At 73.3% G+C, this 15748-nt stretch carries 16 protein-coding genes; 7 read left to right on the top strand and 9 right to left on the bottom strand.

All coding sequences use genetic code 11. The annotated features are described in order from the left end of the window. Positions 1-14: 14 nt before the first annotated feature. From JKV81_RS31470 to JKV81_RS31460, 3 genes are all read left to right on the top strand, one after another. Entirely contained in the window at positions 15-1478 is a 1464-nt protein-coding gene (locus JKV81_RS31470) for an acyl-CoA synthetase (RefSeq protein ID WP_202079010.1), read from the top strand. A 16-nt stretch (positions 1479-1494) separates the two neighbouring features. Next, positions 1495-2829: a carboxyl transferase domain-containing protein gene (locus tag JKV81_RS31465; RefSeq protein WP_236058283.1), complete on the top strand. Its 1335-nt coding sequence runs from the start codon at positions 1495-1497 to the stop codon at positions 2827-2829. 82 nt (positions 2830-2911) lie between these two features. Then, positions 2912-3709, top strand: a complete 798-nt coding sequence (locus tag JKV81_RS31460; protein ID WP_129262708.1) for a VOC family protein — start codon at positions 2912-2914, stop codon at positions 3707-3709. A 132-nt stretch (positions 3710-3841) separates the two neighbouring features. Here the strand turns inward: JKV81_RS31460 and JKV81_RS31455 are convergent, their stop codons facing one another. The 6 genes from JKV81_RS31455 to JKV81_RS31430 form a co-directional block, all read right to left on the bottom strand. Continuing rightward, positions 3842-4939 (bottom strand): LLM class flavin-dependent oxidoreductase, encoded by a 1098-nt coding sequence (locus JKV81_RS31455; protein WP_129262710.1) that lies wholly within the window; start codon positions 4937-4939, stop codon positions 3842-3844. 320 nt (positions 4940-5259) lie between these two features. Next, positions 5260-6528: an MFS transporter gene (locus JKV81_RS31450; RefSeq protein WP_124276636.1), complete on the bottom strand. Its 1269-nt coding sequence runs from the start codon at positions 6526-6528 to the stop codon at positions 5260-5262. An 18-nt stretch (positions 6529-6546) separates the two neighbouring features. Continuing rightward, entirely contained in the window at positions 6547-6816 is a 270-nt protein-coding gene (locus JKV81_RS31445) for a DUF3817 domain-containing protein (RefSeq protein WP_129262711.1), read from the bottom strand. A gap of 2 nt (positions 6817-6818) precedes the next feature. After that, positions 6819-7286: a hypothetical protein gene (locus JKV81_RS31440; RefSeq protein WP_202079006.1), complete on the bottom strand. Its 468-nt coding sequence runs from the start codon at positions 7284-7286 to the stop codon at positions 6819-6821. Between the two features lie 2 nt (positions 7287-7288). After that, positions 7289-7612, bottom strand: coding sequence for a hypothetical protein (locus JKV81_RS31435; protein WP_202079004.1), 324 nt, complete (start codon positions 7610-7612; stop codon positions 7289-7291). Positions 7613-7702: 90 nt separating this feature from the next. Next, entirely contained in the window at positions 7703-8392 is a 690-nt protein-coding gene (locus tag JKV81_RS31430) for a DJ-1/PfpI family protein (protein WP_202079002.1), read from the bottom strand. 208 nt (positions 8393-8600) lie between these two features. On the opposite strand from JKV81_RS31430, the gene JKV81_RS31425 reads away from it, so the two are divergent. From JKV81_RS31425 to JKV81_RS31415, 3 genes are all read left to right on the top strand, one after another. After that, positions 8601-9539 (top strand): GlxA family transcriptional regulator, encoded by a 939-nt coding sequence (locus JKV81_RS31425; RefSeq protein ID WP_129262720.1) that lies wholly within the window; start codon positions 8601-8603, stop codon positions 9537-9539. Between the two features lie 233 nt (positions 9540-9772). Continuing rightward, a complete protein-coding gene (locus JKV81_RS31420) occupies positions 9773-11305 on the top strand; it encodes a PQQ-dependent sugar dehydrogenase (RefSeq protein ID WP_202079000.1) in 1533 nt (510 codons plus the stop codon). 108 nt (positions 11306-11413) lie between these two features. Further along, on the top strand, positions 11414-12352 hold the full coding sequence (locus JKV81_RS31415; RefSeq protein ID WP_347237638.1) for an FAD-dependent monooxygenase: 939 nt from the start codon (positions 11414-11416) through the stop codon (positions 12350-12352). Between the two features lie 13 nt (positions 12353-12365). Here JKV81_RS31415 and JKV81_RS31410 read toward each other — a convergent pair whose 3' ends face one another. From JKV81_RS31410 to JKV81_RS31400, 3 genes are all read right to left on the bottom strand, one after another. Beyond that, on the bottom strand, positions 12366-12926 hold the full coding sequence (locus JKV81_RS31410) for a TetR/AcrR family transcriptional regulator (RefSeq protein ID WP_129262724.1): 561 nt from the start codon (positions 12924-12926) through the stop codon (positions 12366-12368). A gap of 122 nt (positions 12927-13048) precedes the next feature. Then, on the bottom strand, positions 13049-14440 hold the full coding sequence (locus tag JKV81_RS31405) for an amidase (RefSeq protein ID WP_202078999.1): 1392 nt from the start codon (positions 14438-14440) through the stop codon (positions 13049-13051). Continuing rightward, positions 14427-14633 carry a hypothetical protein gene (locus JKV81_RS31400; RefSeq protein ID WP_129262728.1) on the bottom strand — a complete coding sequence of 69 codons (207 nt, stop codon included), beginning with the start codon at positions 14631-14633 and terminating at the stop codon, positions 14427-14429. The genes JKV81_RS31405 and JKV81_RS31400 overlap by 14 nt, the downstream gene beginning before the upstream one ends. 157 nt (positions 14634-14790) lie before the next feature. Here JKV81_RS31400 and JKV81_RS31395 point away from each other — a divergent pair, with 157 nt between their 5' ends. After that, complete coding sequence (locus tag JKV81_RS31395; protein ID WP_129262730.1) at positions 14791-15711, top strand: MBL fold metallo-hydrolase; 921 nt, start codon at positions 14791-14793, stop codon at positions 15709-15711. Positions 15712-15748 lie beyond the last annotated feature (37 nt).

Here is a 15748-nt window from a genome sequence, read left to right as displayed (position 1 = left end):
CTAGGCTCGGGCGTGTGACCTCTCTTCTGCCCGCGTTGCGCGGAGCGTCCGGCCGGACGGACTCCCCCGAGGCCGTCCGGTTCGGCGAACACGTCCTGACCTACGCCCGGTTGGCCGATGCGTCCGCCTCCCTCGCCGTCCGGATCGCGGCGGCGGGGCGGGTCGCCGTCTGGGCCACGTCCGCCCCGGAGACGGTCGTCGCCGTGGTGGCGGCCCTGCGGGCGGGGGTGCCCGCCGTGCCGCTCAACCCGAGGACCGGCGCGCGGGAACTCGCGCACATCGTCACCGACAGCGCGCCCTCGGTGGTGCTGGCCGGGGCGGACGACGTACTGCCGTCGGCGCTGGGCGGCCTGGAGCGGCTCGATGTGGAGACGGCCGCGGCCGCCCCGTCGCCGGAGGCCGCCCTGCCGGAGCCCTCCGAGGACTCCCCCGCCCTGGTCGTCTACACCTCCGGCACGACGGGCCCGCCCAAGGGGGCCGTCCTGCCGCGCCGGGCGATCGCCGCGTCGCTGGACGCACTGGAGGACGCCTGGGGGTGGACCGGCGAGGACGTCCTCGTCCACGCCCTGCCGCTGTTCCATGTGCACGGGCTGGTCCTGGGCGTCCTCGGCCCGCTGCGCCGGGGCGGCTCGCTGCGCCACCTCGGCCGGTTCTCGGTGGAGGGCGTGGCCCGGGAGCTGCTCTCCGGGGGGACGATGCTGTTCGGCGTGCCCACGATGTACCACCGGCTGGCCGGCGCGCTGGACGGCCCGGCGGACGCCGGGAACCTCACGAAGGCCCTGGCGGGTGCCCGGCTGCTGGTCTCCGGCTCGGCGGCGCTGCCGGTCCACGACCACGAACGGATCACCGCGGCGACCGGGCGCGGGGTCGTCGAGCGGTACGGGATGACGGAGACCCTGATGAACACGGGCGTACGGGCCGACGGCGCGCCCCGTGCCGGGACGGTCGGCCCGCCGCTGCCGGGCGTGGAACTCAGGCTCGTCGAGGAGGACGGCAGCGTGCTCCAGGACACCGCGTCCATCGGCGAGATCCAGGTGCGCGGCCCGAACCTCTTCACCGGTTATCTGAACCGGCCGGACGCCACGGCGGCCGCCTTCACCGAGGACGGGTTCTTCCGTACGGGCGACATGGCCACGGTCGACCCCGACGGCTACGTACGGATCGTCGGGCGCAAGGCCACCGACCTGATCAAGAGCGGCGGCTACAAGATCGGTGCGGGCGAGATCGAGAACGCCCTGCTCGACCATCCCGGCGTACGGGAGGCGGCCGTCACCGGTGAGCCGGACGCGGACCTCGGCGAGCGGATCGTCGCCTGGGTGGTGCCGGACGACCCCGCCTCGCCCCCCGGTGAGCGGGAGCTGGCGGACCATGTGGCGGGCCTGCTGGCCCCGCACAAGCGGCCCCGCGTCGTCCGCTACCTCGACGCGCTGCCCCGCAACGAGCTGGGCAAGATCATGAAGAGGTCGCTCGGTGTCTGAGCCCACGTGCGCCCGTCTGTCCGCGCGGGAGGCGGTCGCCGCCGTCACCGGGAGCTTCACGGAGCACCGGCCGCCCGAGCGCCCCGTACCCCCGGACGGCCCGCTCGGCTGGAGCGGTTACGCGGAGTCCAGGGCGCGGGCCTCGGCGCGGACCGGCGAGGAGGAGTCCGTCCTGTACGGGACCGGTGTCGTCGACGGGCGTGAGTGCGTCCTGGTCGCGTTCGAGTTCGGCTTCCTGGGCGGCTCGCTGGGAAGCCGCACCGGGGACCGGCTGGAGGCCGCGTACGCGCTGGCGGGCGAGCGGCGGCTGCCGCTGGTCTCGCTGGTCGCCACCGGGGGCAGCCGGATGCAGGAGGGCATGATCGCGCTGATACAGCTCCAGCGGGTGGCCCGCGCGTCCAGCCGGCTGAGGGCCCAGGGGCTGGCGCAGATCGCCGTCCTGCGGGATCCGACGACCGGGGGCGGCTGGGCCACCGTGGGGGCCGGCTCCGACGTGGTGCTGGCGCTGCCCGGGGCGCAGATCGGGTTCGCCGGCTCGCGGGTGCGGCCCGCCGGCGCGGATCCGTACGCGTACACCGCCGAGGGCCAGCTGGCGGCGGGGCACATCGACGCGGTCGTCACCCCGGAGGAGCTGCCCGGAACGCTGGGCCGCTGGCTGGCCGCGCTGACGCTCACGGGTCCGGCGCAGGCGGCCCCGGTGCCGGGGGCGCTGTCGGCCACCGGACTTCCGGCGACCGGCTGGGAGGCGGTGGAGCAGGCCCGGGCGGCGGCGCGGCCACGGGCCGAGGCCTATCTGGACGCGTACTTCGAGGACCGGCTGCCGCTGAGCGGGGACCGGTGCGGCGGCAGGGACCCGGGGCTGCTCTGCGGGGTGGGCCTGCACGCCGGGCGCCCCGTGGCGTACGCCGCGCAGTGCGGCACGGCGACCCGCCCGGCGGGGTACCGCACGGCCGCCCGGGTGATCCGGCTCGCGGACCGGCTGGGCCTGCCCGTGCTGACCCTGATCGACACCCCCGGCGCGGCCAACGACGCGGAGGCGGAACGGGCCGGGGCGGGCGCCGCCATCGCCGAGGTCTTCGCGGCGGTCGCCGGTGCCCGCGTCCCCGTGACGACGCTGGTGATCGGCGAGGGCGGCTCGGGCGGGGCGCTGGCCCTGGCGGCGCCGGACAACACCCATGTCACCGCGGACAGTTACTTCTCGGTGATCGCACCGGAACTGGCGGCGGCCATCCTGAAACGCGGCCCCGACGAGGTGCGCTCCACCGCCGGCCAGCTCAGGCTGCGCCCCCAGGACCTGGTGGAGCTGGGGATCGCCCGCTCGGTCGTCGGGCCCGCCGCGCCGGAGCGATGAGACGCGCTCGGCGCGCCGGTCGGGCGGGGTTTGGCTAGCGTGGCCAGCGGGACCGTCCGCCGAGTGAAGAAAGGTCCGAGCCATGGCCGCAGAATCCGAGGGCACCCCGTGCTGGGCCGACGGTACGTTCGGCGACCTGGAGGGGGCGAAGCGCTTCTACGGTGAGCTCCTGGGCTGGACGTACGGCGACTCGATGCCGGAGTACGGCAACTACACCCAGGCGTACGTGGACGGCAAGGCGGTCGCCGCGCTGTCTCCGCCCATGCCCGGCCAGGAGGCGCCGTCCGCCTGGTGTCTGTACCTGGCCTCGCCGGACGCCGCCGCCACCGCCGGGAAGGTCCGGGAGCACGGCGGCCATGTGATCGTGGAGCCGATGCAGGTCGGCGACTTCGGGACGATGGTGATCGCCGCCGACCCCGGCGGTGCGCCGTTCGGGGTATGGCAGGCGGGCAGCCACAAGGGGTTCGAGGCGCAGGCGGTGCCCGGGGCCTACACCTGGGCCGAGGTCTTCACCCGGGACCCGGAGAAGGCGGACGCCTTCTTCCGGGCCGTGTTCGGGTACGGGGTGAAGCACCTGGACGACGACGCGATCGACTTCTCGCTCTACGACCTGGGCGCGGACCCGGTGCTCGGCCGGATGAAGATGGGTGACGAGTTCCCCGCCGGGGTGCCCGCCCATCTGAACGTGTACTTCACCGTCGCGGACTGCGACGCCGCCGTGCAGAAGGCGACCTCGCTCGGGGCGCAGCTCCGGTTCGGTCCGATGACGATTCCGTTCGGCAGGTTCGCGGCTCTGACGGACCCGCAGGGCGCGGTGTTCTCGGTGATCGACCCGACGACGACCGGCGGCGAGATGCCGGGCGTCACGGCCGTCTCCTGACCTGACGCCCGGCAGCCCTGGCCGGTGCTCCCGGGGTCCTGACCCGAGCCCGGGGCCCCGGACAGGGCGCCCGGGGCCCCGTCCGGCGCGCTCCCCCGGGGCCCTTCCGTCCGGGACCCCGACCGGCTTCCCTCAGGCCGCGTCGAGTGCGCGCAGCCGGGGGGCGACCTCCTCGCCCACCCGGAAGGCCTCCTCCAGGTGCGGATAGCCGGAGAGGATGAACTCGCCGATGCCCAGGCGCCGGTACTCGTGCAGCCGCTGGGCCACCTCGTCGTGCGAGCCGACCAGCGCCGTGCCGGCCCCTTCCCGTACGAGCCCGATGCCCGCCCAGAGGTTCGGGGCGACCTCCAGCTTCGCCGCGTCGGCGGAGCCGCCGCCGTGCAGCGCGGCCATCCGGGCCTGGCCGGTGGAGTCCATGCGGGCGAAGCGTTCCTGGCTGGCCCGGACGGCTTCCGGGTCGATGCCGGCGAGGATGCGGTCGGCCTCGGCCCACGCCTCGGCGGCGGTGTCCCGGCTGATGATGTGCAGGCGCAGCCCGTAACGCAGTTCGGGGGCCATGGCGCGGAGCCGGCCGATGCGCCGGGCGAGGGCGGCGGGCGGCTCACCCCAGAGCAGCTGTACGTCGGCACGGCGCGCGGCGACGGCCTCGGCGGCCGGGGAGGCGCCGCCGAAGTAGAGGGGGACGGGGTGCTCGACGGCCGGGTCGTGGAGCTGGGCGCCCTCGATCGTCAGGTGCTCACCGGTGTGGTCGACGCGCTTGCCGTCGAGGAGGTCGCGCAGGACGGCCATCACCTCGTCGGTGCGCGCGTAGCGCTGGTCGTGCGCCAAGTGGTCGCCGTACGCCCGCTGTTCGACGGGGTCGCCACCGGTGACGACGTTGAGCCGGAGCCTACCGCCTGCGAACTTCCGGAAGGCATCGGCCTGTTGGGCCAGCAGGGTGGGGCTGGCGAAACCGGCGCGGAAGGCGACCAGGAAGCCGATGCGGTCGGTGTGCTGGGTGAGGGCCGCGGTGAGGATCCACGGGTCGACGCAGCCGAGCCCCACGGGGGTCAGCAGCGAGTGGAATCCGGCCTGTTCGGCGGCGCGGGCCACCTGGGAGAGATAGCCGATGCCGGCGGGACGGCGGGTGGCCGAGCCGGTCCTCCCCTGCACGGCGGTGACCCCGCCGGGGTCGCGGCCGTCGCCGCCCGTGGGCAGGAACCAGTGGAGCAGGAGCGGGCTGTCGGGCATGGGGGATCCTCGTGGGACGGCGGCGGGGGACGCACCACGGGCGTACGGATGCGGGAAGGCACCGGCAGGCCGGGGTGTCCGGGGTGATCAGGAGGGCGAAGGCGCGCGTCGGCCGGCGTCAGGGCCGGCGAGGTGTCACGTCAGCAACAGGACGGACAGCGGAGACCGGCCCGACAGAGCATGGTCGAGACACGCAGGAGATCCACGTGGCGGCGCGACACGAGAGCTGGGGCCATGCGGGCATCCTGACCGCGCCGCGGGCGTGCCGACAAGCGCCGCCCGCATCCCGGACAACGGCGTATCAGGGTGTGGACCTGCTGTTACGGCTGCGGGTCCCGGGCGTCGTACCGGGCGAAGCCGCGCCAGCGCAGCCCCAGCAGGCACACCACCAGCACACAGGCGAGGCCGCCGCCGGTCACCGCCACGGTCGGTGAGGTCAGGTCGGCGACGGAGCCGGCCACGAGGTCGCCGAGCCGGGGGCCGCCGGCCACGACGACGATGAACACGCCCTGGAGCCGGCCGCGCATGTCGTCCGGGACCGCCGCCTGGAGCATGGTGTTGCGGAAGACCATCGAGATGGAGTCGGCGCATCCGGCCAGCGCGAGCAGGACCAGTCCCGGCCAGAGCTGCCGGGTCAGTCCGAACACGGCGATGGCACCGCCCCAGCAGGCGACCGCGATCAGCACCGCGAGCCCGTGCCGGCGGACGCGGCCCAGCCAGCCGGAGAAGACGCTGCCGAGCAGCGCACCCAGCGCGGGAGCGGCGACCAGGAGCCCGGTGGTCTTCGCGTCGCCACCGAACCAGACCACGGCGACCACGGGGAAGAGGGCGCGCGGGTGGGCGAGCACCATGGCGCTCAGGTCGCTGAAGAACGTCATCCGCAGATTGGGCCTGGTCCCGAGGAAGCGCAGACCGTCCAGCACGGACGCCCGCTTGGCGCCCTTCTCCCCCTCCGCCCGGTCGGGCAGCATCGAGGGCAGCCGCCACATCGCGTACAGCGAGGCGGTGAAGGTGACGGCGTCGACGGTGTACGCCGCCCGGTAGCCCCACCAGCCGACGATGAGGCCACCGAGCATCGGGCCGGCCAGGCCGCCGGTGGTGGACGTCATGGCGCTGAGCGCGTTGGCGGCGGGCAGCTGCTCGGCCGGGAGGAGCCGGGCGATCATCGAGCTGCGGGCCGGGGAGTTGAGCGCGAAGCACACGGCCTGGAGGGCGACGACCGTGTAGAGCAGCCCGAGGTTCTCGACGCCGGCGAAGGTGACCACGGCCAGCACGAGGGAGAGCAGGAACGATCCGGTCGCGCTGAAGAGCCCGAGCTTGCGGCGGTCGACGGTGTCGGCGACCGCCCCGCTGTACAGCCCGAGGAGCACCAGCGGAACGAGCGAACAGAGACCTATCAGCCCGACGGAGAACGCGGACCCGGTGATGTCGTAGACCTGGAGGGAGACGGCCAGCGCCGTCATGCCCTGCCCGATCCAGGAAACGGTGTTCCCGAACCAGAGCCGCCGGTAGTCCGGGGAGGAACGCAGCGGCGTCAGGTCGGCGAGTATGCGGGTGCGGGATACACCTTGTTCGGCTGTTTCGGTCACAGGGGATGGTAACGGCAGCTAGGGAGCGGGTGCGGCGGCCGTCTCCGGGTCGAGCCTGCGGAGGGCCAGGAGCCCGCCGACGCCGGGGACCACCGCGAGGGCCTTGGCGGCGGAGCTGGCCCGCTCGTGACGCCAGGTCGCGACGAGGACGACGAGGTAGGCGCAGCCGTGGGTGGGGCCCATCAGGGAGGAGACGGGTCCGAGGTGGACGGTGGCCAGGTTGGCCAGCATGACCACGAGGGAGACGAGTTCGGCGTGGGCCGCGATACGCAGGGGACGCAGGGACACGGTCACGCTCCCGTGGTGGAGCCGGGGCGGACGATCATCAGGACGGTGACCGTGGCCCAGAGCAGGTTGAACACACCGGTGGCCATGGCGAGACGGGCCGGGGTGCGGGCTTCGGCGCCGGAGCCGGGCGCCTGTACGGCGGCGAGGGCGGCGCCCTGCACGGGAAGGATCCGCAGGACCAGCAGACCGGCGGCCGCGGCGGTCAGGAGCATCGAGGTGATCAGCCAGGGGCTGCCGAGGACACCGAGACTGCTCGCCGTGGCGAGCCCGAACAGGGGTACGGCGATGCCGATGACCCCGTACACCCGGCAGATGCGGTGCAGCATCCTCAGCGTGGTCAGCGCCTCGCCGTCGCCGGGACCGCCGTGGGCGGTGCGCAGCGTCCGGGGGAACATGCTCGCCGCGACGGTGACCGGGCCGATCGCCAGGACGACGGCCAGGACGTGCAGGGAGAGGAAGAGCTTCGTCATGGTCAGTGCTCCGTGGCCGCCGGGGCGGCGGTGCGGCGCAGGCCGGTGACCTTGGAGGCGGGCAGGCGCCCGGCCCTGGAGGTGCCGGCCAGGGTGTCGCCCGCGACCGTCACGTCGAAGGCCAGGTTCAGGCGCATGGGCCGGGTGACGGCCTGCTTCCAGGTGAGGCGGTCGCCGTCGAGGAGGACCTCGCGGAGCGGGACCTCCTCCCCCGCGCCGTGGGCGGCTCCGGTGAGGAGGCCGTCCTCCCTGCGGAGTTCGACGACGGCCTTGATCGTGCCGATCGGGGTGGAGACGGACAGGTCCCAGATGCCTTCGACGGGCATGTGCACTCTTCCTCAGGTCTTCGGTGGTGTGAATCGGTGGTGTGAATCGGTGGTGTGGATCGGTGGTGGGAGAACGGGCGCGGGCGCCCGTCAGAAGGCGGCGGCGACCGGGCCCTGGTCACGCCAGACGATGCCGCGCCGCTCGTGGGCGAACATCTCCTCGACCGCGTGGGCGATCCGGGGCCCCACCTCGCGCTCCAGGAGGTGGAGGGCCAGGTCGAGTCCGGAGGTGACCCCGGCGCCGGTGACGACGTCGCCGTCGTCGACGACGCGCGCCCGCACCGCGTGGGCCCCGGTGGCGTCGAGCATGTCGAGGCCCATGTGGTGGGTGGTGGCGTGCCGGCCCTCCAGCAGTCCGGCCATGGCGAGGACGAGCGAACCGCCGCACACCGCGCAGACGGTGACCTCCGGGTTCTCCATCGCCGCCGCCAGCAGCGCGGGCAGTTCGGTGGTCAGCGTGCGGCCCAGCAGCACCGGGATGGACGCGTCCTGCTGCGGCTGCCCGGCGCCGAAGTCATGGCCGGGCACCTCGTCCGGTTCGCCGACCCGGCCGGAGGCTCCGGGCACGAGGACCAGGCCGGGTCGCGCGGGGTCGAGAGCCGCGGTGGCGCGCAGCGCCAGGGACCCGGTGCCGCTGACCACCTCGCGCGGCCCTTCGGCGGACACGAGCTCCACGCTCACCAGACCTCCGGAGGCCGTGCCACCGGCGTGGAGCACTTCGTACGGCGCGATGACGTCGAGGGGGTCGAATCCGTCGAACAGGACGATCTGGGCATGCATGGGGAGGGTCCTCGGTTCCGGTGGGCGCCCGGTCGGCGCCGGGTTCACCCCGACGCTAATCGGCTCGCGCGCCGCCTCCCATAGGCGTGAGTGCCAGGTACCCACGGAAAAGTGCCAGACCGGGAATCACGCCTGTGAACTGGGCAGATGATGAATCTGCCCCCTTCGGAACCATGACGGTTCTCCGGTGGAGGGGTACATTTACGCCATGCATACCGTCGCCGTCCTCGCCCTGGACCAGGTGATCCCGTTCGACCTGTCCACCCCGATCGAGGTCTTCACCCGCACCCGCCTCCCGGACGGCCGCCCCGGGTACCAGGTCCGGGTCTGCGCCGAACGGCAGGAGACCGACGCGGGTTCCTTCAGCCTGCGCGCGCCCTGGGGGCTGGACGGGCTGAAGGGTGCGGACACGGTCGTCGTGCCCGGCACCGCGAACCCCCTCGCCCCGCTCTCCCCGGCCGTCCGTGACGCGCTGCGGGCCGCCGCCGAGGACGGCACGCGCATCGCGTCGATCTGCTCGGGCACGTTCCCGCTGGCGGCCACGGGGCTCCTGGACGGGCTGCGGGCCACCACGCACTGGATCGCCGCCGACCTCCTGGCCGCCACCCACCCGGACGTCGAGGTCGACCCCGCCGTCCTGTACGTCGACAACGGCCAGATCCTCACCTCGGCCGGAGCGGCCGCCGGCATGGACCTCTGCCTCCACATGATCCGTAAGGACTACGGGTCCGCCGTCGCCGCCGATGCGGCCCGGCTGTCCGTGATGCCGCTGGAACGGGAGGGCGGGCAGGCGCAGTTCATCGTCCACGACCATGTGCCCACCCCGCAGGGCAGCACCCTTGAGCCCCTCCTCGGCTGGCTCCAGGACAATCTCGCCGACGACCTCACCCTCGCCGACATCGCGGCTCACGCCGGGATCAGCACCCGGACACTGATCCGCCGCTTCCGTGAGCAGACCGGCACGACCCCCCTCCAGTGGCTCCACCGTGCCCGCATCCGCCAGGCCCAGCACCTCCTGGAGTCCACCCGCCACACGGTCGAACGCATCGGCGCCCAGGTCGGGTTCGGCTCACCGACCGCCTTCCGCGACCGGTTCAAGAAGACGACCGGTGTGAGCCCCCACAGCTACCGCCGCGCGTTCAGCTGAGGGGACGCCGGCGCGGACACCGCTCGATCCGTCCGGCCACCGCCACGTTTGCGCCACACGGTGCGAACGTGGCGCAAACACGCGTTGCCGCCCCGCCCCGCGACGAGCAGCCTTGAGCGGCGGGAGCGCTCCCACGCCGCTGTGCACCGCAGCGGCCCCGCTCCTTCTCCATGGAACCCCCCACCGCGTACAGGCACCACCGCCGTGCAAGCGTCCTCTTTCCTGGAGCCGATATGCAAAGACGTCGCTGGGCCGGGCCTCTCCTGCTGGCCCTCCTGCTGACCGCCCCCGCCTCGTTCCCCGCGACCGCGGCGGACGCCGCGCCGCCCCGGACGGACACGGCGGCGGGCGCCGCTTCCGTACCTCTGCCGTCCCTCAGTGCGACCACCACCCAGGTCGCCTCCGGGCTGAAACGGCCCACCGCGATCGCCGCCCCCGACGACGGCACGGACCGGCTGTTCATCACCGAGAAGTCCGGGACCGTCCGTGCCTACCACCCGGACACCGGCCTGGCGGCGGACCCGCTCGTGGACATCAAGGCGGCCGTGGACGAGTCGGGCAACGAGCGCGGTCTGCTCGGCATCGCCCTCCCGCCCGACTTCGCCGACAGCCAGGACCTGTACCTCGCGTACACGGCGCTGCCCGACGGCGCGGTCACCCTCGCCCGCTACCGGCTCGACGAGTCCCGCCTGGAGGTCCTGCTCTCGCAGGAGCACGCCGAGAACAGCAACCACAACGGCGGCCAGCTCGCGTTCGGCCCGGACGGCGATCTCTACTGGAGCATCGGCGACGGCGGCGGATCCGCCGACCCGCTCCGCTCCGCACAGCGCCTGGACACCCTGCTGGGCAAGGTCATGCGCATCGACGTGAGCCGCACCTGCGGCGAGCTCGCCTACTGCGTGCCCGCCGGCAACCCCTTCGTGGACACCCCGGGCGCCCGCGAGGAGATCTGGCTGTACGGCCTGCGCAACCCGTGGCGGTTCTCCTTCGACCGCGCCGACGGCTCGATGTGGATCGGCGACGTCGGCCAGGGCCGGTGGGAGGAGATCGACCATCTCGCCCCCGGCCGGGGAGGGCTGAACCTCGGCTGGTCCTGCTACGAGGGCCTGGAGAAGTTCGAGGGCGGCGACTGCAAGGCCGGCGAGACGTACACCGAGCCCGTGTTCACGTACTCGCCGTACACGGGCGGCTGTTCGGTGATCGGCGGCCAGGTCTACCGGGGTGAGGAGCACGCGGACCTGGCCGGCGGCACGTACATCGCGACGGACTACTGCTCGTCCACGGTCTGGGCGCTGCGCCCGGACGGCCAAGGCGGCTACGAGCAGGCGGAGATCGGGGAGATGCCCACCCAGGTGACGTCGATCGGGGCGACCGTGGACGGGGAGTTCTACGTGGTCAACGACCTGCCCGGCGGACTGCACCGGGTGTCGTTCGCGCAGGAGGAACCGACCTGCCGGGTGGACCGCACCGTGACTGCCTGGGGTACGGGCGCGACGGTCGACCTCACCGTCACCAACACGGGCAGCACCCCCGTGAACGGCTGGACGCTCGAATTCCCCCTGGCCCTCGGGCAGACCGTCGTCTCCGACTGGAACACGGACCTGAACCAGAGCGGCAACATGGTCAAGGCCGCCGACGCCGGGCACAACGCCACGATCGCTCCCGGCGCGAGCGTCACCCTCGGCTATCTCGCCGACCACACCGGCGACCGCTCCTCACCGCCGCGCTTCCTGCTCAACGGGGACGCCTGCGCGATCGGCGACTGAGCCGGCCGGGCAACGGCGGCGCGGGCCCCGGGAGTCCGCGCCGCCGCCGGGCGTGGTCACTGCTGCTCGGCCAGGTCCTTCTCCAGCGCGTGGGCCGCGGCGTTCAGGGTGGCGACCAGCGGCCGCAGCGACCTGCACGGGCTGCTGCTCCGCGCCTGCGAGCGCGCGGGCGTCGAGCTGATCAACGACGCGCGGGTCGTGTCGTACGAGAACACCGGACGCGGCGCCGGCGTCACCCTCGCCTCCGGTGAGGTCCACGAGGCGGGCCTGGTCCTCGCGGCCGACGGCCTGCACTCGGCCGCGCGCAAGCTGCTCGTCGACGACGAACCCGTCTCCTCGGCGTACGTCGCCTACCGCGGCACCGTGCCCGCCGGGCAGCCGCGGGTCCAGGGCCTCGACCTCAGCGAGGTCGTGGTGCACGTCGGCCCGAAGTGCCACTTCGTCCACTACGGCCTGCGGGGCGGCGAACTCCTCAACCAGGTCGCCGTCTTCGAGTCCCCCAGGGCCGTCGCCGGCGAGGAGGACTGGGGCACCCCGGACGAGCTGGACCACGCCTTCGCCGGGACCTGCGACTTCGTCCAGGAGGGCCTGCCCTTCATGTGGCGGGAGAAGTGGTGGCGGATGTTCGACCGCGACCCGATCATGAACTGGGTCCACGGCCGGATCGCACTCCTCGGCGACTCGGCGCACCCCCCGCTCCAGTACATCGCGCAGGGCGCGATCATGGCGATCGAGGACGGCTGGGTGCTCGGCGAGCACGTCGCCCGCAACCGCGCCGCCGACGGCTCCGTCGACTGGGACGCGGCCCTCTTCGCCTACGAGGCGGTCCGCCCCGAGCACTGCCGCCGGGTGCTCACCACCTCCCGCGCGTGGGGCGAGCTGTGGCACCTCGACGGCGTCGCCCGCGAACAGCGCAACGCACTGCTGCGCGCCCGCGACACGTACGACTACGCGTTCGTGGACTGGCTGTACGGGCCGACCGCCCTGACCGTGGACGAGGAACCCCCGATGTTCACACCGGTGCCGTTGTCCTCCGGGGGACGGTAGTCGCGGGCGTCCGTCAGGAACGGTGCAGAGCGTTGGCGACGAGTTCGCGCGCGTAGTCGGCGCCCTGCCCGCCGGGGCGGAACAGAATGCGGTACATGATCGGCGCCACCACGCGGTCGATCACCCGTTCCGTGTCGGGCACCGGCTCGCCCCGCCCCACCGCGCGGTTCAGCACGGCGTCGATCTGCTCAGCGGCGTAGGCGGAGCAGCGGCCGGCGTTGCTGCCGTCCGGGTCCCCGAGGAGCGCGTCCCTGATGTAGGCGCGCCCGGACGGAGAGGCCATCTCGTCGAGGAACTGCTCCGCCCACGCGTCGAGGTCGGCCCGCAGGCTGCCGAGGTCGGCCGGATCGGTCTCGGGGCGCAGCCGTTCCACGGCGACGTCGGACAGGAGTTCCTGCAGGTCGCCCCAGCGGCGGTAGATCGTGGACGGCGTCACGCCGGCCCGCGCCGCGACCATGGGGACGGTCACCGCGTCGCGGCCCACCTCACCGACGAGTTCACGGACCGCGGCGTGGACGGCCTCCTGCACACGCGCGCTGCGCCCACCGGGGCGGGTCATGGGCTTGGGGCTCATGCTCTCCACCTTAATGCGAATCCGTTGCTTCTAGCTGGCCCTTCCGGCTGCCCTTCCAGCTGGCCCGAAGGGTGGTGCCCCTGACACTCCGGGCAACCGTGGGGCCGGGGTAAGGCCGGGGCTCAGACGACGACCGGGGCGAGCCGCCCCCTGTCGGCCGCCGCCTCCTCGTAGGCCCGTCCCACCCGCAGGACCGTCGCGTCCCGGAAGGCCCTCGCCATCAGCTGCATGCCGATCGGCAGGCCGGCCCGGTCGTGGCCGACCGGAAGGGTGAGAGCCGGTACGCCGGTGATGTCGGCCGGCGCGGAAAGCCGTACGTAGCTGTCGGACACCGCTTCGATCGTGCCGTCGGCCCACTCCACGGTGTCCTGGCCTGCTTCGGCGGCCGTCATCGGCACGGCCGGGGCGGCCAGGACGTCGATCCCGTCGAACATCCGGGCCCAGGCGTCGCGCATCATCGTCCGGGCGCGCTGGGCGCGCAGGTAGTCGCCCGCCGAGGTCAGCTCACCGGCCTCCAGCAGGATGCGGACGTCCGGCGCGTACAGACCGGGGGCGGCCCGCAGCGAACGCTCGTGATAGGCGGATGCCTCGGGAACCATGAGTCCCCATTGCACGGCCTGGATGTAGCGCGCCATCGGGATCTCGACCTCGACGAGCTCCGCCCCGAGCTCCGACAACCGCCCGATCGCCCGGCGTACCGCCTCCTCGACCGCGGGCGACACCCGGTCGAAGTAGTAGGTGCCGGGCACCCCGACCCTGAGCCCCCTCAGGTCACCTCCTCCGGAGTGGCCGACCGGCGGGCCGGACACGCTCGCGGGGTCGCGCGGGTCGTGACCGGCCGTCGCCGCCAGCACCAGAGCCGCGTCCTGGACGGTGCGGGTGAGGGGGCCGACGTGGTCGAGCGACCAGGAGAGCGGGGTGACGCCTGAGCGGGAGACCAGGCCGTAGGTCGGCTTGAGACCCACCACCCCGTTCAGCGCCGCAGGGACCCGGATGGAGCCGCCCGTGTCCGTGCCCAGGGCGAACGTCGCCGCACCAGCGGCGACGGCCACCGCCGATCCGCCGCTGGACCCTCCGGCCACCCGGCTGTGGTCCCAGGCGTTGCTGGTCTGCGGCGTGGTCAGGCCGTACGCGAACTCGTGCGTGTGCGTCTTGCCCAGGAGGACCGCCCCGGCCGCGCCGAGCCGTTCCGCCACATGACTGTCGCGCTCCGCGACATGACCGGCCCGGACGTCCGAACTCGCCGTGGTGGGAATCCCCTTGACGTCGATCAGGTCCTTGAGGGCCATGGGGATCCCGTGCAGCGGCCCACGCGGTCCGCTCGTCGAGATCTCCCGCTCGGCCCGGGCGGACACCGCCCGGGCGTGGTCCGCGACGACGGTGACATAGGCACCGAGCCGTCCGTCGACCGCGCCGATGCGACCGAGTACGGATTCGGTGAGTTCGACCGGGGACAACTCCCGTGCGCGCACCGCCCTGGAGGCCTCGGTGAGCGACAGCTCAAACGGCTGCATCGGTGCCCTCCTCCCCGGCCCGGAAGGAGGCCGCGGGCGGGGTGTCGCCGAAGTCGAGTTCCCTCAGCGTGGAGATGACGGAGTGGATGTGGTTGGCCGTCGCGGCCACCGGCCCATGGCGGTCACCGCCGAGAGGGAGTCCCGCCCGCAGCGCCCCTCGGGCTGCCTCCTGGGGAGTGAGTTCGCTGGTCATGCGCGTCCTTCCGGTTCTGCGCGATGTGTCGGGCGGGGGAAGCGCCCCCGACTCACGACCACGTAAACGCGAATCGTTTGCTTTAGGAGAACGTAGGCCCTACGGTCACTTAAAGCAAACCAATTGCTTTTAGCCGCGACAGGTAAGGAAGACCGCCATGCCCCGGACGCCGACCAGGACCCCCGCCGCCCTCCGGACGCCCGCATGGACCGTGGGCGACCACACCGTGCGCCGCGTCGACGAGATCGCCCTCCCCTCCGGAACCGGCCGGTGGCTGCTGCCCGGAGCGACGGCAGGCCTCGTCACCGGCACGCCCTGGCTCCACCCCGACTTCGCCGACGGACAGGGCTCGCTCCGCCTGGCGAGCCACAGCTTCGCCGTCGAGGTAAACGGCATGCGGGTCCTCGTCGACACCGGCATCGGGAACGGCAAGCGGCGCGCCAACCCCGCCTGGCACGATCTGAACAGCGACTACGAGGCACGACTGCGGGCGGCGGGCTTCGCTCCGGAGGCCGTGGACCTCGTCATCCTGACCCACCTCCACACCGACCACGTGGGCTGGAACACACGCGCCGAGGGCGACGACTGGGTACCGACCTTCCCCAACGCGCGCTACCTCACCACCCGCACGGAATGGGACCACTGGGCCGGAGCCGAGATGGACGAAGCCCGGCAGCAGATGTTCCGGGACTCGGTCCACCCCGTCCGGGACGCCGGCCTGCTCGACCTCGTCGACGTCGCCGACGAGGGGACGGACATCGCACCGGGCCTGCGCCTGATACCCACTCCCGGCCACACCCCCGGACAGATGGCGGTGCGGCTGAGCAGCGGAGGCGAGCACGCGCTGGTCACCGGCGACAGCATCCACCACCCGGTCCAGCTGTCACACCCCGGACTGTGCAGCTGCGTGGACATCGCACCCGAACTCGCCGCCAGGACGCGGCGTCAGATGCTGGACTCAGTCGCGGGCACGTCCACGCTCCTCCTCGGCAGCCACTTCCCGCCCCCGACCGCCGGGCACGTACGCCGCGAGGGCGACGCCTACCGCTTGGCACCGGCTCCACCCGTCCACGGCTGAGCGAACGTCGAGCACCCGTGCGGGGCACATCCCCCGG

This window comes from Streptomyces silvae (assembly GCF_016745505.1).
Taxonomy (GTDB): domain Bacteria; phylum Actinomycetota; class Actinomycetes; order Streptomycetales; family Streptomycetaceae; genus Streptomyces; species Streptomyces silvae.
This window is presented reverse-complemented; position numbering and strand designations above follow the sequence as displayed.